Source organism: Moorena sp. SIO3I6 (genome assembly GCF_010672095.1).
Map to the genome: position 1 here is coordinate 20022 of NZ_JAAHHU010000049.1, position 22799 is coordinate 42820.

The window sequence follows — 22799 nt, forward strand, 5'->3', positions numbered from 1 at the left end:
ACTAGCTAAAAAATCTAGATCTGTAAGATAGAGTGATCGGGAGATAGAAATATCCAGATCAAGCAGTTAATGCACTGATTGGTTATCTTGTCAACTTCGATTACTTGACCATCTCTCTAGGAGTTAGATCAGGTAATGACATGGGCAAAAATATCCGTACGTTATGTATTAAAAATCACTAATGCCAAGGAATTAATTCCGAAAAAACCGATTGTGCTAATTGTGGTGCGGAACTTGGGATAAAAGACAATTATTAATTAAGGTTGAATTAATCAGGGTAAATATCAAGATATACAGCGGCTATCTGGCATTTTTGAAAAAATTACTCTGGAAAACAGACTCTAAGGAGTTTAGAACTGATTTTTGACAGATTTTTGGCAATAGTTAAATAAATCAGCAATTCATCGGATTTTCATCGTTAAGTGACTAGGATAAAAAAGAACTAAGTTATGGCAGTTTAAAATCCTATGGATGAATATCAAAATCAAATCATGGCTCTAAGTCATAGAGTAGATACGCTGTGCGAAGCCATCGAAAAACTCAGTTTGAAGGTTTCAGAAGGTCTTTCTGAACTCAAAAATAGTTCAAGGCAGGAAACTGAGCAATCTCAGCCAACTGGGCAACCGATACCCCGGACCCACGAAAGTCAAAGTGCCATTAACCTACTGACCCAACATAAAGATGTGCTGATTGATAGTAACTCTGGGCTAGGTAGTTTCTCTAGCAATAGCAACAATAATATCTCTGCCGATATTCAAGTCCAACGCTTAACTGCCCAACTTACAGCAGCCTACAATCGGATTGCTGCCTTAGAAGAACAACTCCTAGCACAGCGAATTCATTCCTAATTGCCAGTCTTCTCCAGATTAGCCTCAGGGTTCAAGGTTAATAGCTAAAACAAATCAGTGCCTCTGCCAAGGATTTTCTAACTAACTTGGTCAGACTGTAAAGTGTTTTTTAACTGGCTCCAACAACAATCACCTCAGAGAAAGACCATATTGCTCCACCAAGTTTTCAATGGCTTGAAGTAATTCAGCCGAGTTCCAACCCTTATAAAGGTGGGCTGCGATCGCACATCCTCCAGCACCCACACCTTCCTTGACATATCCTTGCTCATATGCCTGTAGCTGAGGATAACGAGACTGGGTAAAACTCAATTGTGTTGCCAAAAGGGGTACACTCCCAATATCTTGTGCTAATCCAACCGTGTCACCAGTCGAGTCTTCTGCCACCCAGCGAGTTGTTCCCACAACTACTTGTGCTGGTTGCCATGCTAGGGAATTACCCTCAGTAATACTGGGGTAAGCTAAAACCGACTCTGCCAATGCCTGTGCTAAGGTATAAACCGCTAGCATTTGGGTACCACCAGCGAGTAAAACGCCACAGCGACGACTAGCTGCCATTGCCATACCTGCTGCGGCAATTTGCATCGGATCTCCCACCGCTGCCACTAGCTTTAAGTGATCAAGTGGTGAGGGGGTGAGGGGGTGAGAGGATGAGGAGGTGACGGAGTATAAAGGTGCGGGGTGGTAGGGGTGAAACGGTGAATTTTTCTTCCTAGGTTCGCTTTCAGGAAGCTCCCCGGCTCCCCTACCCCCTAACCCAGCTCGTTGTAACCCCAGCTGCACCACGTCCCATTTTTGACCATGATTGCACTGGGGATGGCTACTGTTAACCTTGCCAGCTGCATCAATCCCCAAGCCAGTGAGCAGGCTAAGTGCGGTGGTAGTTCCCCCAACCACACACTCACTAATAATCAGATAGCTATCACCAACCACACTTGCTAGCTTTTCTCCCCACTGTAAACCTTGCTCAAATAGTCGTTTGACTGTTTCCAGGGGCAAGGCATTGCCAGAAGTTAGGCAGTTAGCAGGAATACCACCTAAGTCAATCGCTGGTACTGTCGGAGGGTGAGGTAAACCAGCATTGAACAGATAGATCGGTAGGTTAAATGCCTCAACTACAGCACGGGAAATAAAGACAGGGGATACTCCCACAGTTAGAGGAGGAAGGGGATATTGAGGTTGGCGAGTAACTCCATTGACCAAAAACTCAGCATCTGCGATCGCAGTATACTGACGATCATCTGGGGTAGCACCAGCAGCAGAAATGCCTGGAATCAACCCAGTAGCAGTGAATCCTAAAATACAAGCAAATACCGGTGAGCATCCCTGATACTGCTGTAACCACCGTTTTCCCTTTACCTGCTGGGTATAAACTCGGATCATTAGTCCTTAATCCTTAGTCCTTAGTTCTTATATGAAATAGAAAAAACATACTACACTACAGATTAATTGTGGTTAAAGGTAACAGTTAACTTTGGATAAGTTAACAGAAGAATTTCCAAAAAGTAGCAAATAAAGTAGTAAATATTTAACTATTTAATAGTAATACTTTTTATTTCACAAAAAAATAAAATTAGCAATATAATTCCATAAATTTAGATTAAATAAAAGAACGATTGCCATACTTCCCACGGGCATAAACTGAGCTAAAGGTAATCAATCAAGCTTAAGCTGTAAGCTCCAAAGGCTCAGAGCTGATAACTGTTTGCGTAAAGCGTAGCCCCCAAGTAGCGCTTAATCTGACCGTTGAAAGTATAACAAACAGTCTCTTCGCAATTACAAGTGACCAATGACTAATAGCTCAATCGTAATCCAGCAAAACTTTTACCCAGTTTGGTGGTCTAGGAATCGGGTTTCCTAATCGGTCGAGCATTAGTAAAGCTACAATATGCACTACAAATAAATAAATGGCATTGTTAATAATAATCATTACTATAGCCAAAGTTTGAACTAGAAATAGACTGGGCTGAAATAGCAACCCCAGCTTGACAAACCACCAATCCAATAATCCTGTCACCTGGGTCATCACGTAAACCCATAGGTCTTCCCCCAATAGAATTGAGAACAACCAAAACCGAAAAAAGAAGCCTATTGTACCAATTAGCGTACCCATGCTAATGGAAAGCAGCCAGCTAGCTCGACGTTTCCACAAAGCTCCCAGTTGCACCCCCATCAGACCATAAGGGACCAAAAAGATAATACTGCGAGTTACTCCCATAAGCACTGATAGTAACAACCCCGAAACCAGTGCTGCCATCCAGGATGCCCTACTGCCCCTCCTTAGGTAGACTAAAGCAATCGGCACTGGGAAAAACATTTTGAGTATTGGTCCTAGAGGAAAGTAATAATTAATCAGCCAAATCAAGCTGGCGGTACTGGCCAGAAACGCTGTTTCTACCATGGTTATAGGTGTTTTAGGTCTAGGATTTAGACCATTAATCAGGTTAGGGGAGTTCGCAGAAGTGGATTGTTTGTAGACTGCCCTAGGTTCCCTCTTCTCTATTGGGTAATTTGGCTCCCCAGTTAATTGATCCCCGATCTCAGTTACATCAGCATTGCTCTTAGGGGATTCCATTGTTGATTTTGTGGGTTTGTGTTTAGATTGGGCAAAGAGATCTGGTGAAGCAGCTTGACCATCATCAAAAGAATCACTCATGCAAATTTAGGAACCTCTTGAGGAAAGGGACAGATGATAACAGAAGAGATACTGTTAAAGTACCCTTGCATCTTAGCCCATCTCAAATTTCTCCTCATTTGGAGATACCTTATATCTCAAGACTAGATAATCATCTTTTCTAGAGCAGGCAGATCACAGATAAAAAGGGTATCCTGATCCCGCATGATCAAGCCTTTCTTCTCCAGCTTTGTCAGGACTCGTGTGACCGTCTCCCGCGCCAATCCACTAAGGCTACTTATCTCTCGATGAGGTAAGTTAGGAATCTCAGTTCCTCTTTGTTTCAATTTGCCTTGTCCTTCAGCTAGAAACAACAAGGTGTCTGCCACTCGTGAGGTACTATCTGACTCCCGCAAGCGTAGGCGTCGGTTAACCTGACGCAGACGCTTTGCCATCAACTGAGCTAAGTGGACACCAGCCAAAGGTTCCGTATGAATTAACTGGGTAAAATCCTGAGCGGGTATACTACCAATGGTTGTAGGGGTTAAGGTAATCACATCTGTTGAACGAGGTACTTCTTCTAACGCTGCCATTTCACCAAAGATTTCTCCTTTCCCAAGAATATTGAGGGTCACTTCCTTCCCATCCATGTTATAGGTGCGAATCTTTGCCCAACCATCTAAGATGAAATAGACAGACCCCCCCCAGTCATTCTCAAGTAAAATCACTCGATTTGCAGGATGGCTACGGGTAACCATATTAATAATGGCTTTTTTGACACTAGAATCTGGTAAGCCAGCAAAAAAAGGAGTGCTAGCCATCGAATCATGAACATTAGAGTTAACTTCAGATGAATTGTATCGGTCTTCCATGGGATCATGAGCGCTTCGTAAACACCTTGAATAGATAAATGATCCGCTGTCAAATCAAGTGAGTCAGGGAGTTTGCCTGTGTCAACTAAAAGAAGCCAATGAAGCAGATCTGCTTAACCTCACCACCTTTGGTAGACCAACGAAAATGACTGATGTGAGTGAAATTGCCTTGACAAACAAAGATTCTACTGGAGCTAAACTACTTGCAGTGAGCTGAGGTAGGCTAATTCTGGTAGAGGGCTTGGCAATAATCACATCGGGTAAGTACAGTTATTATGCTCCATGATGAACAATTTGTAATAGTTTGGTGACTCTGGCAATTTAACATTAGACACAGGGGGCTGACTCTCACTCCTGTATGACTCAATTTGTTCTCGTCAAGGGTTTCAAAGTGACTGCTCAAACCGACATTCAATCTCTGATTGCTGATATTGACCACATCCTCCATAAGCCTGACTTTCCTCTACCATGGTTCAAGTCTGGTGACCTAGCGGCTGCACACCAGGTTTTGCGGAAAGTTCGTAGCTACCTAGTTTCCCAACAGCAAAAGCTAGGGGTGGAATCGGACAATACAACTACTACAGTAACCCCATCTCAGACGGGAGTACCCACATCTGTTCAGGAGGGAGTGCAGCAAATCCTGCAAGCGGTTACTCAAGAAATGAACCTTCTACGTACCGATTTCACGAAACCATTGCAGGTAGAGTTGGAGGCTCTACAGCAACAGCGGGAGTCTCTGGTACGAGAAATTCAGCATTTGGAGAGTACCAAGCAGCAGCTGGATTACTATACCAAACAACAAACTGCAAATGTGCAGTTTGCTTCAGACTACTTATCACAAGGGCTAATCAACCGCCTTGTCGAAAGCTTGACCCAAAAGCTATCTCAAATTTTAGCGAATTGGGAAGCTCACTTAAAACAGAATCCCACTAGTGATGACTCAATCAACCGATTGCCTTCAAATCAGGACGAGATTGTTGCTGTAGCCCAAAGACAAAAGGTCATTGAGCAACTACAGCAGCTTCAAAAACAATCTGATCAACTCATACAGAATATAGATGTTAACCAGCGGTTGATTTTTGAGACCCTACACAGAGATCTTCAAGGTTACCAGGAGTCTTTATCTGAGGAACTTGAAAAAATGCACAGCTTAGGCATGCAGGGAGAAATGTTGTTTGCTGCCTTTGTGAATCGTCTAGCTCAGCAGTTAGGACGAGAAGCTTCAAGCGTATGGTCTTCCTCACAACAACCACCGGATGTACAGGTTCAAGTTGAGGATAAAGATAGCTTTCAATTACATCCGGAAACCTTATTGTCCAAAAACTCTCTGACTATGACTGAGGTGGTGTCTGACCGTTCGCGTAGCGTGGCCAAAGGCCAATCAGATTTGAATCAGGAACCACCAATGGATTGGTTAACAGGAGAGTTGCCTCAATCGTGGGGTATAGGATTGTCTGAAGAAAATACACCATTGCGTTCGCGTAGCGGCTCGTACCGAGCATCGCGTAGCGTGGCCTACGGCCAATCGCACTTAGCCGATGGTACCCCAGAGTCCCAGAAGACATCTCGAACCAATGACTCCCTTGACCATTCAGAAGCCATTGCTACTATTAATGCGTTGACAGATTTGTGTGAACAGATGGTTGACACTCCCCGGTCATTAGACGCGGGGATTAGTTAAGAATCCATAAACGAATCTTACAGGCGTAGTCAAAGCGCCCCTACTGAGTTCTGTCAGTCACTTCAATCCCAACAGTTCCCGCTACTTTTCTTGCAAAAATTATGCTTTCGAGGTACTACCACGCTTGCCAGTTCGGTACGCTCTGCGATCTGCAATTATTTACCCGTTCACAAGAGGATTAGCGCAATGTAATCGTTGTTCGCGTAGCGTGGCCTTTTGGCCAGGGTCGGTATCTTTCCGGTACTAGAGTCGCTTCATCACGTAGGCGTCTGCCTTTACTCACATCATCATTATTATACATTTTTTTTGACGGCAGTGCGAGGGATTGCTCGCACTGCCGTGTCGCGTTTCCTCCCCGCTTTAAAAAGACGGGGCTACCACGAGGGGCGCGTATTTCCTTGTTCGCGCAGCGGGGCGTCAGCCCTTAGCAATCCGTGGGACGCTGTTAATAGACTCGGATGAAGCGCGTCTGTTCTGTTTTCGGTAAATTATTGAAAATTACTGCCAAGCTGGCAACATGGCTAAGCTATAGCCGTGTTTACTTATCTGTGATCTGAAATCCGCTTTTATAGCCCCTTTTTAGCCCAGTCAAGAGGGAAGTTGCGGCTAGATAAGTTTGGGTTTACCTGCCTTTCACCTAAGGCTTCGCCCCATGACTTGATTATAAAGGAGGTTTTTAACCTGGATTTGGTCTCAGAGGTAGTCTTGACGGATGTCTACCTAGCAACTTAACATCAATTGGATTATCTTTACCTCTAATCATTTCCATTCATTGCTTGATTCATAATAGTGAACTATTATTACCAAAATTCAGACAGGAAGTCAATTAATTCAACCCCAATTCACAATTCCTTCACGAATTCGTCCCTAAAATGTTAAATTTCAATGAAATGATACAAAATATACTACTCCTTTTTTGACAAACCAAAATACTATAATCAGAGGCTTCGATTAAAAATTATTAATAAGGCGGTCAATAAAAATGACAAGGTCATCTACCTATATATAATTTACTTTTTTTGAAAAAATATCGACATTAGCGGGAACTTTTAAAGTTTTCAGCGGTCTGGTTAATAGACTATTTAGTTTACAACAAAGACTTTAGGGTTAGTGGGTGCCTACCAAATATTTTAAAAAATGGCAGGAGACTCTTCCGTAAAGTTTGGGCAAAAACTACCTAAGCAAGTTAGCTTACTTGAGCATAACTGTTCTATCAGCCTGGGGATTTCAAGCAATTATTCCGTCGTTTAATCAACTTTAGATAACTAATATAAAGCCGTGATTATCTCCAAGTCTTCTGCTTATACCTCGGTTGATTCACAAATTTGGGATAAGAGAATCCCAAGTTGTTTATTTAAGCAAGAGGTTCATCAGTCTGCCAACAGTAATATCAAACGATTAATTGATATTATTGGAGCTTTGGTTGGATTATTAATTACCGTGAGCATTGCAATTCCCATTGCGATCGCTATCTCGATATTCGATCCCGGCCCATTATTTTATAGTCAGATCCGTTGTGGTCTAAATGGGAAACCCTTCCGAATCTGGAAATTCCGCTCAATGATTGTGGGTGCAGACAAACTCAAGCACTTAGTAGAAAACCAAGCTAAAGGTCATATATTCAAAAATGAAAATGATACCCGTATCAGTCGGATCGGAGGCTTTCTACGCCGCACCAGTCTTGATGAATTTCCCCAATTCTGGAACGTCTTGATCGGAGAGATGAGCCTAGTCGGAACTCGTCCTCCTACCTTTGATGAAGTCATGGGCTACAACCGCCATCACTACAAGCGTTTAAGAGTTAAACCTGGAATCACCGGTGAATGGCAAGTCAATGGTCGTTCAAAGGTGACTGACTTTGAAGATGTGGTTCTTATGGACTTGGATTACCAACATAAGTGGTCTATCGGCTACGACCTGAAGCTGATTCTGAAAACTATGATGGTAATCTTGAATAGGCATGGTGCTTATTAAGCTCAGTTTATAAGCTGTTAACCTAATACTACTAAATCTGGAGTATTAAATCGGGGTTGAACAGAATGCTTAAGCTAACCCAATCTACAATGTTTGATTGAGAATGTTTGATTGAGGTGGGGTTAGCTTAAGCCAATAAATACGTATCCTTAACATATTAATTAATTAATAACAGGATAACCACTGCTATTTTTAGCAGTCAAATTAATCCTATTTTGCCAAGATTTACCGAACCATGTTGATAACTGCTATAAACAGACCAATAAATACAGTGGAAGTATTGAATGGTGAGACAAGTTGAGGAATAATCACTTTCATGCTCCCTAGGAGAATAAAAATTAACGTTGATGTACCGGGATAAATCCAGGAAATCAATCTTAATAGGTCATATTTATTTTTTAATGGAGCCTACGGGAATTGAACCCGTGTCCGCCCTGGTTATTTACTTATCGCTCATTCACAGGCATAGCCCCTTTAACCCTCGGAGCGGGGATCATCCCTTATCCCGGATGACAGGATGCTTTGGTGAAGTCTTAGCTAGCAAACCGACCAAAGACAGCTTACTAGAGCATCCGTTGGGGTTAAGTCCGTAGTCCTTAACGGAGTCAAACTACAGACGCTCGAACCTGTTTATAGGTGTTTAGGCAACAGCAGGTGCAGCCTTACGAGCAAAAGGAACGATGTTGTTCGCAGTTACAATTTTTTTGAGTCCGGTATTTGCGAGAGAAGACTCACTCTCGACCTGAATCACGGGTCAGCTTTCACCAACACGTCGAAACCATTAAGGCCCCTTGCAGTTATCTGTTTTCTCTATTATAGTCAATATTTCAAAGTAGCAACTACCAAATACACATGATCCTCTTGTGTGATCCCCAATTGCAAAATTTCTTTAACACTGTTTAGCTGGGTAAATCCCCGCCTTGTATCAGGACGGGGGTTTACGTGAACCTCTTAACTCTTGCTGCTTAGGATTTCTTCGATCGCTTGTCGTTCTGCTGGTTCAGTGACAGGCAAACTCTGGCGGGTATCAGTAATCAGCCAATCTAGGGCTGCCGCCTGAACATCAATAGCCGCACCAGTCTTATCAACACAATAGCGTCCAAACACTAGCTTATCCACTAGACGTACTCCGGCTCCAAGGCGAGAATATTCAAAAATTACGCTATTCTCAACGGTTGCTCCGCTACAGATCCAGCAATTGGGACCAATCATAGTTGGTCCGATAATCTTTGCCCCATCTTCGATGTGGGTCATAGCACCAATGTAAACCGGACCTTTGATATCTACTTTGTCCCAATTCACCGCCACATTTAAGCCAGTATAGATTCCGGGAGCGACTTCTTTGCCGGGAATCGGTACATTGTTGATTTCTCCAAGCAGTACACCTCGAACAGCTCGCCAGTAATCTGGCACTTTACCAATATCAACCCACTGGAAATCCATTGGCACCGCATAGAAAGGAGCCCCCGTTTCCACAAGTTTGGGAAACAGTTCGCCGCCAATGTCATATTCCTGACCAGAGGGGATATATTTAAAGATTTCTGGCTCAAAAATGTAAATTCCTGTGTTGATATTGGTACTGAGGGCTTCCTCCACTGAGGGTTTTTCTTGGAAAGCTTTGATTCGACCACTTTCATCTGTAACTACGACACCGTAGCTAGAAACCTGTTCTCGTGGTACAGGTTTTGCCACTAGGGTAGCAATTGCTCCCTTTTCTTTATGGAACTTAAGTGCTTCGGTCAAGTCCAGGTCAATCAGGGCATCACCACAGAGCACCACAAATGTATCATCAAAGAAGGGATAAAAGTCCTGGATCTTACGCATGCCACCAGCTGAGCCGAGGGCTTCCCCAACCAGTTGACCATCGACAATGCGACCTTCAAAGGAATAAGAAATTTCAACGCCAAAGCGTTGCCCATCTCGGAAATAGCTTTCAATTTCGTTAGCCAAGTGAGAGACGTTGACCACAATTTGGTTGAAGCCATGTTGTCGTAATAGTTCTAGTAAAAACTCCATTACTGGTTTTTGCAGGATGGGAATCAATGGCTTGGGAATAGTGTAAGTGATAGGGCGAACGCGAGTTCCCTTGCCAGCTGCCAGAATCATGGCTTTCATGTATCTTTTCTCCTTAAACTAAATCCATAGAGGTTGATGTGGGCAATTGAGTACGATTCTAACTAGTCCTTGAACTCTCACCCACTATTAGCACAAGGCACTAAAGTCCCTAACTTGTTTTCATCCTTGCTGCTATTACACAGCGGACTTGCAAGCTGCGATTTTCTTTAACCTATGCTTTGAGTGATGCTTTAAGTGACCCCAGCTGAGAATTCCTGGTTTCCTGACAAGGCTAGTTGATTTTACAACCCCCCGCTTTTAAGCGTGGGGTTCATGACTCCAATTTACGGATTTTTAGATCTTGGTAGAATTCCTCTTGGCATAACTCAACCTTAGACTGAGCAGATAACAATAGCAGTCCCCAGAAAACACTAACTCTGTCCCCTATTGGTGATTCAATAGGAGTGATTGCTGTTTCTGTGTCAGCTTTTCCCGACATCTTGGCTGTTCCGAGTTTATCCTCCTGGTAAGAAGAACCAACGGAAGTTGATGCAACAGATGATGGGGATAACGTCCACCACTCTAACAACTGATTTAAATTCAGCCAATCTTTGTCTGCCGCTAGCTCATACCAGTAGCGGCATAGAAATTCCTCCAGCCGTGTGGCAATCTCGGTCAGGTTTTCATCGTGAGCTAGATGGGCAATACGAGCTGCCTGACTACGGGCACTAGAGCGAGTCCCTTTTTTAGGGGAAGGTAAGGGGTTTTCACCCAGTTGGGCTGCCATCTCCTGCAACTGTTGAATTAGCTCTGGCAGGGTTACTGGGCGTCTTTTAGGGGGTCGGGCAGCAGAGCGACGGCGTAGATGACGTTCTAGATTGCGAGGCAAACCTCTATCTCCCCTGCCACCAATTTCCTCGGACTCATCGAGTTCTTCGGATTCCTCTAACTCCTCCGGTTCTTCTAAACGTTCCAAGGTATCGGCTTTCAGTAGAACTAGCATGGATGCCCATAGAAACGCTTGCCCAGACTGAGACAAGTCCGTGTCACGGTATCCAAGTTCTGGATCACTGTCTAATGCCAGTGTACTTAGATAGCGGTCAATGACATCAATTACCTGAACATCCCATGGGTCAATTTCTCCCCGCTGTGCCACATCAATGAGAATAGCGATCGCTTCGGTAGCAGGTGTTGTAGTCATCTATAGGATCAAGTCAATAGACTAAAGATATATAGCCATGTCTTGTTTGATACTGTTGGTCAATTAACTGACAGCAGGACTTACACAAAACTGGGCACCAAACGCTATAAGCTATAAGTAGTAGGGTGACTCTACAAGTAAAGTTATTCCGGAAGTCCTGTAAGGGGTGACATCAAGTCCGGTAGCATCGATATTGTTATGATTTGGAGGGAGGACAAATAGGAGAACGAAAATCAGGAAGCGTAAATTTTACCTCTTGAATTTTCACTGTTGTAGAGACCTTGAATACAACCTCTGAAACAAACAGGATTTATCTGAACAGACACCATAAATTGGCTATTTTTCGGCATTATTAAATGGTAGCAGTTATATTCGTCTATGGGCAGTAAAGTTTACTGATCAAATAGAGCAACTTACTGGCGCTGTTGGTCTTGTATGTACTTCTTAATAACTTCGATAGACCCACCGAAACGGGACAAACGCTCATAGCTTTTATTCCAAAGCGTAGGCAGTCTAGAGCGAAGTTGGGGGAATTATTTTCTGAGATATATAGAAGACATCCCTTTAATGTTTGACTGCTTTATAAACTCCAAACTCAGGGTTAACTTCCATAGCCAGATGTACATGGTCGGCCATTACTTCCATCTCTATAATTTCAAGGTCCATGTTCCTGCAAGCTTCTCTAATTAACTCTTTGAGCCTGGTCTCAAGGTTGCCTGTAAGAACTTTTCGTATGTTGTACTTAGGGCACCATAAAACATGGTAATTACAAGAGTAAACAACATTGTTGTTAGACTTATATTGCTTAGGCATTGAATCCTATAGCCTATAGGGGAGATTCAGTTCCTTGACATTTTCCCAATCCCCAATGGCAATCCCAAAATTAGTCTAATAGTGGATTATCTGACAATGGGTCAGATGCCGATAAAAGCAACTGTTTCTGTTCAATCTCAATTTTGTATTGTTGAATGTCGTCTTCTAATTGTCTAATCTGTTCATCCTTCGAGCGTATCTGCCCAACCATCTTACGAGTTCCTATAAAATTGATAAATCGCGTCCACAAGTTGAATAACCAGGCTATTACTGCTCCAAGCCACATGGATAGAATCAGTGCAATCGCCAAGGGAGCCTTAACCTGGATACCATCAATAATCCTAATGGAAACAGATTGGGTATTTTCCAAGCCAAATAAGACTAGTGCCAGACATAGAGCGAAAATCAGCAAAAAATTAATCTGTCGCATCAGCTTAATCCAAAACCGTTGCAGTTGCTTCCTACTTCTACAACAGATAACACGAAAAATCGGCTTTTTTAACTTGCCGATTACTGGAACGTGCACAGGTGTCCCAACGCCCACAGGTCAAGGACATCTACTTGGCACGGTGATCAACTGAACTTTTTATCTGTTCTCCCCCCGCTGTTTTGGGGGCTGGGGGGATCTTCCATTAGCTCAAGTTATGACTTTGTGCAGTATAGCAGCAGTTGGAGTTCCCTTCAAGCCTACACCTGCTTGGTAGGGAGATATCAAAGATGCCACCAAAACTGGTCAATTGTAAGGCAAGAAACATGAATACTAGAGTAGCTGATTTACGTAAGGATTACACATTGAAGGGTTTGAGTGAAACCGATGTCCACCCAAATCCTTTCGAGCAATTCAAAATTTGGTTTGACCAGGCAGTGGCTGCCCAATTGCCAGAACCGAATGCCATGACTATAGCTACAGCAACACCCGATGGCAAACCTTCCGCCCGGATGGTACTTCTGAAAGGCTACGATCAGCGGGGGTTTGTCTTTTACACTAATTACGACAGTAACAAGGGGCAGCAGTTAATCGAGAATCCTTGGGCTGCCATCACCTTTTGGTGGGCTGAGTTAGAACGACAGGTAAGGATTGAGGGGCGAGTCGATAAGCTAACAGCCGCTGAGTCTGATGCTTATTTTAACAGCCGTCCCAAGGGTTCTCAGCTGGGTGCTTGGGTGTCGGATCAAAGCCAAGTCATCCCTAGTCGCGAGGTGTTAGAGCAACGGCTACAGCAACTGAAGCAGGACTATGAAAATAAAGAGGTACCTCGTCCACCCCACTGGGGAGGGTTCCGGGTGATTCCATCAGAAATTGAGTTTTGGCAGGGGCGTCCCAGTCGGCTGCACGATCGGTTGCTGTACAATGATGGTGAAGATGGGGATTGGGTGATTAAACGATTGTCCCCTTAGTATGAAGGATTAAGGATTAAGTATGAAGTATGAAGGATTAAGGATTAAGGTGGATGGGCTAATTAGATGTGGCTAGCAACTATGGGTAATTGGGTAGTGGTAAAGATGTAGTGATTGTGCTAGGGTCTGGTCAAGGTAACGGGAGCTAAAATCACTACTTGTGTACCACTACCCTCAAAGGGAGGATATTGACGAGATCTGTCCGGCACTTTGTCCGCCAGGTTTTAAGTCATTAGCTGAGTACTCTCAGTCAACATGCTCTCCTTGGGATACGGAAGAGAACCGGAAGTATAGGGTAGGACGTTAACTAGGGTAATGGTCAGAAGGAAAAATGAACAAATGACTGTTATTGATTCTCCTCAACAGCTCAACAATGCTGAAGCTGCCATAACCGCTTTGAAGAACAGTGACGATAGCGGAATTCGCTATTATGCTGCTTGGTGGTTGGGGAAAAATCGTATTCAGGAGGCTATTCCTCTGCTGTGTGAATGTCTTAAAGACGAGCGAGATAGAACTGCTCTAGGGGGTTATCCCCTTCGCCGTCAGGCAGCTCGTTCGTTAGGAATGTTAAAAGATCCACAGGCAGTCCCAGCATTGATTGAAGCTTTAGAGTGCTCTGACCTCAAACTGCAAGAAGCTGTGATTCTGGCATTGAAGGATATTGGCGCTCGCGCTGCAGTCCCTGCATTACTTGATCTCCTTAATGCACAGAAAGAGGATAAGCCAACAGAAGCCTTAATTGAGGCGTTTACAGCGTTCAAAGTTTGGGAAGTCCAGGATCAATTTGAACCTTTTTTAGAGCACTCGTCTGAACGGGTAAAATGTGCGGCCGCTCAATATTTTTATGCCCTAACCCTTGAACCTCGTTACCTAGAGATGATTTTTCAAACTCTCGGTCATGAGAATCGGTTTTTGCGATATGCGGCAGCATTTGATCTTTCAGCCCTTGGTCGGTTCGAAACTGCTCCGGCGATTATTAAGGCACAAATTCCTAACAATATTAAATTAGCAACTCTGAAGTGCATCTTGGAATCACTTTTACTGGATCAAGCAGAGACAGAAGTTAGACGGCAAGAACAATCGAATTTTTTATTCCAAACAATTGACGAGCTTCTGCTGGATGCGATTGAAGGGAACATTCCCAGAGCGAATACAGTGGAGTCAAATCAGGAAGTTGAGAAAATCATGGGATTGGTGGCTCAACCAATCCCAACTTCTCAACAAATGCCTGAAAGCCCTATCTCAGTATTGTTCGAAGCCTTGAAATCTCCTTATCCCAAAGTTAAAGCTGCTGCAATCAAGGGATTAGTTCAATTGGCACCTGCCAGTGTTGATTCGATAATTCAGATATTTGATACTGATGAAGATCAAGACTTGAGGGCTGGACTAACTCAAGCCCTGATGCACATTGGCGCTCCTCGAACACTGTCCCTGTTGGAAAAGGTGATTGGTTTTGAGATAGCTGATCATTGTCAAGGGAAGATTCGCCGAGTTGCAGCTCGGGGTTTAGGTAAAATCGGTCGTCAAGCTTGCGCTCCAGAAGTCATCTCACGAGCGATTGAAAAGCTAAAGTGGACCATTAGCCAGCCTGATGATTGGGGGCTTCGTTATAGTGCTGCTGTCTCACTTGAAGAAATTGGGAATAGTGATGCGATTCTAGTGTTGCAGGCTGCATCTGAGAGCGAATCCGATCTAGTTGTACAAACGAGGATTGAACGAGCTTTAGCAGCAATTGCTTGGTAGCTTATGATACTTGATATGGGTCAAGTCCCCTAACTTGCAACGCTTAAGTTAGGGCTTCCAAGAAACTCTAAGGCGTTGCTGAATCGGGGTATGATTTTAGGAACAAGCGATCTCTAAGAAGAGGCAAAATTTAAAAAAAAGTTAGTAGATATTCCTAAGGAATGGGGCAGAAAATTATTAGATAAACTTCGTTATAAACTGGGATGTATGTGTCATAAAATTAGTTATATTCATTTCCCCTAACGTTTACGCCGAGCTTTTGAGTGCTTTGATTTTGGAGTTTGGATAATGGGAACAGTAAAGTAAAACTGAGAACCTTGGTCTTTGCCAGCTGAATTTGCCCAAATTTTACCGCCCCAGCCTTTGACAATTTGGCGACAAATTGCTAAACCTAGCCCTGTTCCCCCAGTAGTTCGCCGCAGAGCACCTTCTTCTTGATAGAAGCGGTCAAAAACAGCTTCCAGCCGATTGGGTTCAATACCACGTCCAGAATCTTCGATAATAACTACTATCATGGAATTGTCCAGTGTTTGGATACTTATAGTTACTTCTCCTTGTGGGCTGGTAAATTTGCAGGCATTATCGAGAAGTCTAGCTAGAGTTTCAACTAGCCACTCCCCGTCGGCTTTGACTAATGGAAGGTTCTCTGGAACTTGAACCGATAAACTAGGTCGTTCATCTTCAGAACGGCGAGCGCAAACATTACTCAGGGAAAGGTCAATGCACTCTCTTAGGGAGAGGGATTCTGGGTGCCATTCCACACGACCACTTTCTAAGCGAGAAAGAGTAAGGAAGTCCTGAATCAGTTTCCGCATTCGTTCGGCGTCAGCGAGGGCAGTATTGAGCATCACCTGACGCAATTCTAGGGACATATCTGGCTCACTAGCTAGACTCTCAAGACATACTTGAATTGTGGAGAGAGGAGTGCGCAGTTCATGACCTGTAATCGCTACTAAATTGCTACGGGTGCGGTCAAGAGCTTCTAGCTGCTGATTCAAATCTTCTAGGTTGGCGTAGGCTTCGGCTTGAATCAAAGCTACACCGACTTGAGTTGCGATCGCATCCACTAAGGCTAACTCATCCTTTTCCCATTGATAAGGTTGGGAACCACAATGATGTATATCTAACATGCCCAATAACTGACCCTGATACAGCACTGGTACTTTCAGCCAAGAGCGAATGGCAAGCTCTTGGACTAGATTGTGCAAGGTTTTTGATCGTCGATTACCAGTTTTATTTGTGGAATTAGTACCGTTAATCCGAGGATCTGTCTGGGTGTCTTCTACATAAATCCGTTCTCCACTCTGGACAACCTCTTGGAATAGGCAATTGTCTTGCAATGGCCATATTTTTCCTAGTGTGGGCACTAATGGTTCATCCCCCTGACTAGAGGGCTTTAAGAACTCATGATTGATGATAGTAGTGGTATCTGTTGCTTTACAGCGATAAATCAGACACCGTGATGCATCAAGGGCTTTACCCAACTCCTGCACAGCGACTTCAAGAATGGCATTGGGATCAAGGGATCGCCTAATGGCGTTGGAAATAGAATTGATCAGAGATTCTTTCTTGCCCTGAGCAGCAATGGAGCGATAGGCTTTGAGCAATTTATACTGACCTGCCTGTAGGTAAGTCACCAAACGCTGGACAAAAGGATCAGAATTGGCGGAACTTTGAGCTTGGTCGAGAAGGGATAGATTACTGGTGGAGTTTTGGGTTAATCGAGCACTAACTACTAATGAATCGTCTAAATACTGAGATTTGGCCTGTTCAATCTTAGCGCCTAGTTCAGGTCGGTAAATTTGAATGCGATTGAGTAATATCTCAGCTGCTTTTTGACTCACCGTCCGGTCAAATGTCCAGATTCCTTCAAAACGTCGGGATGAGTCCATTTCCCCATTGGTAACCTCTAGTATTGGTGAGGGTCGTTCTTGACAAATCAAACAGTTTGTGTATGTTTTCCCAATAACTACCAAATGCCATTCTTGAGAGAGGGTATCGTTGGGTTCAAATGCCACGGTTTCGTGATACTCTGAACTACTCTTAAATTCTGTTTCCGGTGCTGCTAGTACATAGACTTGGGGGGTCTGTTGAGCAATGCGTCGATATCGATGAGCTTCCTGACGGTAGAAACGCTCTCGCTGGAAGCTAGCAATGACCAACGGCTGCTCTGAGCCAGCTAATACCTGATCTTCCATGGCATGGGAAAGTGCGGTCAAAGAAGACTTAAAGTACACCTGTGACCGCAGTATAGGTATAGCTTGCAGTAAGCTTTGCAGCACGGAAGTCGTAATAATCATTAATAAATTTTCATCACAAATGCTAGGTATTGTAGAAACCCCAGCTATGGGCGACGGGGAACGAAAAACCAGTCAGGCTCTTTAGTCCCAGTCAGGGTATGGGGTGCTGACAACCTATAGACTTTTTATGTGTACCTTTCTCAATTTATCTTATACACAGGGGATTGAACACAGCGAATGTTGAAGCCTCACTCTGTTTCAGATGTATCGGGTTAATTCAACCCGATATCTTTGTTTTTTAGTAATAGAGACATCCCCAACCTCCAAGCGTCCTTTACCGCGAATGGCAATCAAATCTCCAGATTTGACTGTATAGCTAGATTGTTTGACCTCTTTCCAGTTAACCCGCACATCCCCAGTGGTAATGAAATCAACCATCTTGCTGCGGGACATACCAAACCCAGCCGATGCGATCGCATCTAGACGCATGGAAGCTTCTGTTGTTGTTCTGAGTTTCTTTTTCGGCTCCTTAACCTTGAGTTCACTCAAATCAATCCTTTGAGTTTTGACAGGTACCGAACGCACCTGATTTAAATTCAGCTCCAGAAACTCTACCAACTCTGGTACGACAATCACCTGAGCACCTCGCTCTCCCAAGACAATAATGTCCCCAATCTTCTCTCGCACCAATCCAGTTCCCAGAATTGCCCCCAAGAAATCCCGGTGAGTTGCCGTATCAAACAAAAAATTCCCAGCAATATCCAAACCCACCACTTCTACCTGAGATTTATCCAGAGGCAATTCCTCACGGGCGATCCCTAACCGTTGTCGTTCTGCCTGAGGATATCCTCCCCAAGCCAGCAATTGCACCTCTGTCAACCGTTCAAACTGCTGAGCAACCTCTACCAAAACTGGCGGTGATAGAAAATCAGTCAATACCACCTCCCAAGTCTTAATTGCTTGATCAGCTTGGTCAATCACACGAGCCACATCCTCTCGATTCTCTACACCTTTTAAAAGTTCTTCTCTAGGTAGCATTCCTAATAGCTTGTTAAAGACTTTTGATTTTAAATAATTATTTCCTCAAATTGTAATTAGGATTTAGCAATAGGTAATTCGTTTCTTTTACCATCTATTTCCCATTACTAACTATACAATTTATCTTTATTAACTTTTATTAATTTTTATTTACATTTAGGCTTAGTTACTTCCCACTTTTTGTCCCTTTGGGATTTTTACCACCAAAATAATTGCGCAACCCTTAAATAGTCTAGAGGAACTCATACCTTTGAATAGTCTCCGGCTGAAACTGACGCATAATTTTAGTCCCTAGCTCTGTCAAACTCTCGGATCCCTGAACAACAATTAAGTATTTTCCCTGATTCAGACGGTTCCGATAAGGCAGTGCATCACCACTACCAACACTCAAACCAACCCCACCTCCAACGAAAACGCTACCCATTGCTGCTGCGATCGCACCAAATACCCCTCCCAGGAGATGATTGCCAATTTCGCTAGAGAAGCCAAACAGTTTTATTTCAGTTAGCATATTGAACAGATAACCCGCCGCAAATCCAAAGGGAACCAACCAATATGCCATTCGTCGGGCTCCCTTGATTCCCTGTTGTTTGGGGTCAATGAATCCAAACTCATCAGCACTCTTATATCCTCTACCCAAGATACTTACTCGATCCATAGGTAATTCTTCTTTTTCCAAAGCAGTATAAGCTTCTTCTGCCTTAATGCGGTTGGGGAATACAGCAATCACATATTTCATCGCCACTTGTGCTGATTATGTACATGTAAAGTTTACTTGAACTCTTGCTTGAGCTCCTTTTGATCCCCCGCCTCAAGCACAGGGGTTTTCAACAGTTAGAGTTTTGAGAAATTTTCCATCAAAGATGGGGGAAACTTAAAATCTTTTAGATCACTAGCGATCCAGGGATACCTTTGCCGTTAAGATAGCATACTGCGGTCAGAGCTACTGAATGTGAACAAATCGACCTGTTCAACTACATTTCCTTGTAGTTAAGTGCTATTTGATGATGGTTCATCTCTAGTACTCTTGGGGTTGATCTGAGTTTCTCATGGCATAGCTCCAGCACCGTGTGTATAGCCCATTAACCTATCTCCTGGTCATGTCTAAGGTTCTTGTTTCTGACTCAATTGATCAAGCTGGTATTGATATCCTTTCCCAAGTTGCTCAGGTTGATTTCAATCCGAATCTATCACCGGAAGAACTATTGACAATTATTCCAGACTATGATGCTCTGATGATTCGCTCTGGCACCCGCGTTACCCAAGAGGTAATTGAGGCGGGCAAGCAACTCAAGATCATCGGTCGTGCTGGTGTTGGGGTTGATAATGTCGATATCCCAGCAGCAACTCGTCATGGGATTGTAGTGGTTAACTCTCCGGAAGGGAATACTATAGCCGCAGCCGAACATGCCCTGGCAATGATGCTAGCCCTATCTCGCCATATCTCCGATGCCAATCAGTCAGTTAAAAGCAATAAGTGGCAGCGTAAGCTTTTTATTGGCACAGAAGTTTACAAAAAAACCCTTGGTGTAGTTGGCTTGGGTAAAATTGGCTCCCATGTAGCAACTGTCGCCCGAGCAATGGGAATGAAGTTGCTGGGCTATGACCCCTTCATTTCGGTAGAACGGGCCGAACAGCTAGGCTGTCGTTTAGTCGAGATGGATTTGCTGTTGCGCGAGTCTGATTACATCACACTCCATATCCCGAAAACTCCAGAAACCGCTCATCTGATTAATGACGAAGCCATTGCTAAGATGAAGCCGACTGCCCGAATTATCAACTGTGCCAGAGGAGGCATTATTGATGAAGAAGCCCTGGCTAAGGCACTCAAAGAGGGTAAGATTGCTGGTGCAGCATTGGATGTTTATGAATCAGAACCACTAGGAGAATCCCCCTTGCGTGAATTGGGGAAAGAAATCGTTCTGACCCCCCACCTAGGGGCATCTACCACAGAAGCCCAAGTTAATGTTGCTGTTGATGTAGCCGAACAAATTCGGGATGTCCTCTTAGGCTTACCCGCCCGTTCAGCAGTTAATATTCCTGGATTGTCACCCAATGTGATTGAAAAACTCAGACCATACATGGAGTTGGCAGAAACTCTGGGTAACCTAGTTGCTCAACTGGCGGGGGGACGCATTGAATTACTTGATGTCCGATTACAGGGAGAGTTAGCTACCAACGAAAGCCAGCCCTTAGTGGTTGCTGCCCTCAAAGGCTTACTTTCCCAGGCACTGCGAGAGCGGGTAAACTATGTCAATGCATCCATTGAAGCAAAAGAGCGGGGCATTCGGGTAATTGAAACCAGGGATGCTTCGATGCGAGACTATTCTGGGTCCCTAGATCTATCAGCTACCGGTTCCATGGGGAAACATTCTGTAACGGGTGCTTTGTTAAATGATGGGGAAATCTACATTACCAGTATCGACGAATTCCCGATTAATGTTCCTCCCACTCACTATATGCTGTTTACCCTACACCGGGATATGCCGGGAATTATTGGTAAAATTGGCTCTCTACTGGGTAGTTTTAATGTCAATATTGCCAGTATGCAGGTGGGCCGCAAAATTGTGCGGGGTGACGCAGTTATGGTGCTTAGTCTAGATGACCCCTTACCGGAGGGAGTTTTGACAGAGATTATGAAGGTGCCAGGGATTAGGGATGCTCACACGGTAACTTTATAAGTTCAGTACTGAATATATTCAGTACTGAGTGCTGAGTGCTGAGTGCTGAATATGGGGAAAAGGTTATAGGTACAAACAATCTTGATCCTTAACGAAGGAGCGTGTATCTCCCCCTGCTGACTCCCCACTCTTAAACTCAGCACTCTTGACCTCGGAACTAAGATATGGCAAACAGCTGGTGGGAAATTCAAATTTTGTGCGACTCTGCCTTAGAGGATTTAATCTTCTGGCGATTGGAGAAGTTTGGTTGTCGAGGAATGTCCAGCCAGCTTAAGGGACATTCTCAACTAGTGCTGGCTCACTTACCCCAAATACAAGCACAGCTGTTGGATTTGGCAGCCCTTGCCCTTTGGGTAAGTCAGGACGCCCTTACTGTAGGGCTGCCAGTACCGATAACTCGGTGGCACCTGATTGATGAGGAAGATTGGGCAAGTAGTTGGAAACAATACTGGGAACCCCAAGAAATTGGCGATCGCTTTTTGATCTATCCCGCCTGGCTACCCTTACCAGACCCTTCCGAACGGATCTTGTTACGCCTTGATCCTGGAGCAGCATTTGGCACAGGTACCCATCCCACCACTCAGTTATGCATGGAAGCATTAGAGATGCGTCTAGGCTACAGTGATCAGGAGAATGTGGTAGTGGATATTGGCTGTGGTTCGGGCATTCTTTCCATTGCCTCGGTGTTGTTAGGGGCTAAAAAGGTCTATGGCGTGGATATTGACCCATTAGCCGTGGGTGCTGCCCGCAACAACCGCTCTCTTAACAACATGTCTGAGCAGGATCTGGTAATAGAACAGGGTAGTCTAGAAACCTTGTCTAAGCTTACTAATGGTGAACCAGTAGATGGAATCCTCTGCAATATTCTGGCAGAGGTGATTATTGATTTAATTCCACTAATGAATGCTATTGTGAAACCCACCAGCTGGGGAGTTATCAGTGGTGTGTTATTAGATCAGGTGAAACCGATTGCTGATACCCTAGAACAAAATAACTGGATTGTCGCCACCCTCTGGAAGCGTCAAGATTGGTGTTGTTTTAATATTCGGCGTTCCTGATTACTGATTAGTCATTCATGCAAGTTGTTGGATAGCCAGTTGGATACGGGTGCCCACTGTTACATCGGTTTCAGTCTTGAACATTTGCGCTAAATGAGTTTTGATAGTCTCGCAATCAAACCCTAATAAATAGGGATAAAACAGTATTTAACGGTATAAAACCGACATTGACATTTTTATAGCACTAGAGTATACTGAGGAAAGAAGACACCCTAGTTGATGATGCCCAAAAAAGTAGGAGTAACAAAGAAGATATCAACTCAGATTGTCCCAGTAGTAGGGATGACTGAATCGGTTGAGGCTGAGTTACTATCTACTATGAAAAAGCTGGGCATTGTTCGGGCTGAGTCTTACAACAAGCTAGGAAGCATCAACTATTGGGGATTAGACTGGAAAAAGGCTATTCCGGAAGTAAAAAGTTTTAGAACTCCCGATACCTTGGGGCTGCCTGCCAAATTAATGGACTGGGTGCGACTCGTTGACTAGAAACCTTATCCGAAAAGATATGGGGGATTAGTCGCAAGGTAATAAACCTTGACAACTTGATAACCATGTTGGTGAGACACCAACCCTCGTGAAATCCGAG

Annotated in this window: 17 protein-coding genes, 1 other RNA gene and 2 pseudogenes; 8 read left to right on the top strand and 12 right to left on the bottom strand. The window is 44.0% G+C overall.

The genetic code is table 11. From position 1 onward, the window contains the following. Positions 1 to 467: 467 nt before the first annotated feature. Positions 468 to 848, top strand: a complete 381-nt coding sequence (locus F6K49_RS16115; protein ID WP_293070395.1) for a hypothetical protein — start codon at positions 468 to 470, stop codon at positions 846 to 848. A 129-nt stretch (positions 849 to 977) separates the two neighbouring features. Here the strand turns inward: F6K49_RS16115 and F6K49_RS16120 are convergent, their stop codons facing one another. The 3 genes from F6K49_RS16120 to F6K49_RS16130 all read right to left on the bottom strand — a co-directional run bounded on the left by F6K49_RS16120 (position 978) and on the right by F6K49_RS16130 (position 4331). Then, positions 978 to 2228 (bottom strand): nicotinate-nucleotide--dimethylbenzimidazole phosphoribosyltransferase, encoded by a 1251-nt coding sequence (locus tag F6K49_RS16120; protein WP_293025176.1) that lies wholly within the window; start codon positions 2226 to 2228, stop codon positions 978 to 980. Between the two features lie 418 nt (positions 2229 to 2646). After that, a complete protein-coding gene (locus tag F6K49_RS16125; protein WP_293098242.1) occupies positions 2647 to 3501 on the bottom strand; it encodes a DUF2232 domain-containing protein in 855 nt (284 codons plus the stop codon). Positions 3502 to 3623: 122 nt separating this feature from the next. Continuing rightward, positions 3624 to 4331 carry a Crp/Fnr family transcriptional regulator gene (locus tag F6K49_RS16130; RefSeq protein WP_293038833.1) on the bottom strand — a complete coding sequence of 236 codons (708 nt, stop codon included), beginning with the start codon at positions 4329 to 4331 and terminating at the stop codon, positions 3624 to 3626. 391 nt (positions 4332 to 4722) lie between these two features. Here F6K49_RS16130 and F6K49_RS16135 point away from each other — a divergent pair, with 391 nt between their 5' ends. Beyond that, positions 4723 to 6012: a hypothetical protein gene (locus tag F6K49_RS16135; RefSeq protein ID WP_293098245.1), complete on the top strand. Its 1290-nt coding sequence runs from the start codon at positions 4723 to 4725 to the stop codon at positions 6010 to 6012. 178 nt (positions 6013 to 6190) lie between these two features. On the opposite strand, the gene F6K49_RS16140 is transcribed toward F6K49_RS16135, so the two are convergent. After that, complete coding sequence (locus F6K49_RS16140) at positions 6191 to 6313, bottom strand: hypothetical protein (RefSeq protein WP_293025169.1); 123 nt, start codon at positions 6311 to 6313, stop codon at positions 6191 to 6193. A gap of 1037 nt (positions 6314 to 7350) precedes the next feature. On the opposite strand from F6K49_RS16140, the gene F6K49_RS16145 reads away from it, so the two are divergent. Further along, positions 7351 to 7986 carry a sugar transferase gene (locus tag F6K49_RS16145; RefSeq protein ID WP_293072222.1) on the top strand — a complete coding sequence of 212 codons (636 nt, stop codon included), beginning with the start codon at positions 7351 to 7353 and terminating at the stop codon, positions 7984 to 7986. A 399-nt stretch (positions 7987 to 8385) separates the two neighbouring features. Here the strand turns inward: F6K49_RS16145 and ssrA are convergent. The 5 genes and pseudogenes from ssrA to F6K49_RS16170 all read right to left on the bottom strand — a co-directional run bounded on the left by ssrA (position 8386) and on the right by F6K49_RS16170 (position 12581). Then, positions 8386 to 8777, bottom strand: a transfer-messenger RNA (tmRNA) gene (ssrA, locus tag F6K49_RS16150). Positions 8778 to 8937: 160 nt separating this feature from the next. After that, complete coding sequence (locus F6K49_RS16155; RefSeq protein WP_293025167.1) at positions 8938 to 10101, bottom strand: NDP-sugar synthase; 1164 nt, start codon at positions 10099 to 10101, stop codon at positions 8938 to 8940. A gap of 271 nt (positions 10102 to 10372) precedes the next feature. Continuing rightward, complete coding sequence (locus tag F6K49_RS16160) at positions 10373 to 11242, bottom strand: segregation/condensation protein A (RefSeq protein ID WP_293038839.1); 870 nt, start codon at positions 11240 to 11242, stop codon at positions 10373 to 10375. A gap of 413 nt (positions 11243 to 11655) precedes the next feature. Further along, positions 11656 to 12055 (bottom strand): annotated as a pseudogene (gene tnpA, locus F6K49_RS16165) (IS200/IS605 family transposase). Between the two features lie 70 nt (positions 12056 to 12125). Next, positions 12126 to 12581 (bottom strand): LapA family protein, encoded by a 456-nt coding sequence (locus tag F6K49_RS16170; protein WP_293028319.1) that lies wholly within the window; start codon positions 12579 to 12581, stop codon positions 12126 to 12128. 227 nt (positions 12582 to 12808) lie between these two features. Here F6K49_RS16170 and pdxH point away from each other — a divergent pair, with 227 nt between their 5' ends. After that, positions 12809 to 13453: a pyridoxamine 5'-phosphate oxidase gene (pdxH, locus tag F6K49_RS16175; protein ID WP_293028316.1), complete on the top strand. Its 645-nt coding sequence runs from the start codon at positions 12809 to 12811 to the stop codon at positions 13451 to 13453. Between the two features lie 339 nt (positions 13454 to 13792). After that, positions 13793 to 15196: a HEAT repeat domain-containing protein gene (locus F6K49_RS16180; RefSeq protein WP_293028312.1), complete on the top strand. Its 1404-nt coding sequence runs from the start codon at positions 13793 to 13795 to the stop codon at positions 15194 to 15196. A 239-nt stretch (positions 15197 to 15435) separates the two neighbouring features. Here F6K49_RS16180 and F6K49_RS16185 read toward each other — a convergent pair whose 3' ends face one another. The 3 genes from F6K49_RS16185 to F6K49_RS16195 all read right to left on the bottom strand — a co-directional run bounded on the left by F6K49_RS16185 (position 15436) and on the right by F6K49_RS16195 (position 19213). Next, a complete protein-coding gene (locus F6K49_RS16185) occupies positions 15436 to 17496 on the bottom strand; it encodes a DICT sensory domain-containing protein (RefSeq protein WP_293028309.1) in 2061 nt (686 codons plus the stop codon). Positions 17497 to 17694: 198 nt separating this feature from the next. Further along, on the bottom strand, positions 17695 to 18474 hold the full coding sequence (locus tag F6K49_RS16190) for a photosystem II S4 domain protein (RefSeq protein WP_293028305.1): 780 nt from the start codon (positions 18472 to 18474) through the stop codon (positions 17695 to 17697). Between the two features lie 232 nt (positions 18475 to 18706). Then, positions 18707 to 19213: a hypothetical protein gene (locus F6K49_RS16195; protein ID WP_293028324.1), complete on the bottom strand. Its 507-nt coding sequence runs from the start codon at positions 19211 to 19213 to the stop codon at positions 18707 to 18709. Positions 19214 to 19574: 361 nt separating this feature from the next. Here F6K49_RS16195 and serA point away from each other — a divergent pair, with 361 nt between their 5' ends. The 3 genes and pseudogenes from serA to F6K49_RS16210 all read left to right on the top strand — a co-directional run. Further along, on the top strand, positions 19575 to 21155 hold the full coding sequence (serA, locus tag F6K49_RS16200) for a phosphoglycerate dehydrogenase (RefSeq protein ID WP_293028302.1): 1581 nt from the start codon (positions 19575 to 19577) through the stop codon (positions 21153 to 21155). Positions 21156 to 21319: 164 nt separating this feature from the next. Continuing rightward, positions 21320 to 22213, top strand: coding sequence for a 50S ribosomal protein L11 methyltransferase (gene prmA / locus F6K49_RS16205; protein WP_293028299.1), 894 nt, complete (start codon positions 21320 to 21322; stop codon positions 22211 to 22213). A 222-nt stretch (positions 22214 to 22435) separates the two neighbouring features. After that, positions 22436 to 22681, top strand: a pseudogene (locus F6K49_RS16210) (transposase); the annotation flags it as partial. Between the last annotated feature and the right edge of the window lie 118 nt (positions 22682 to 22799).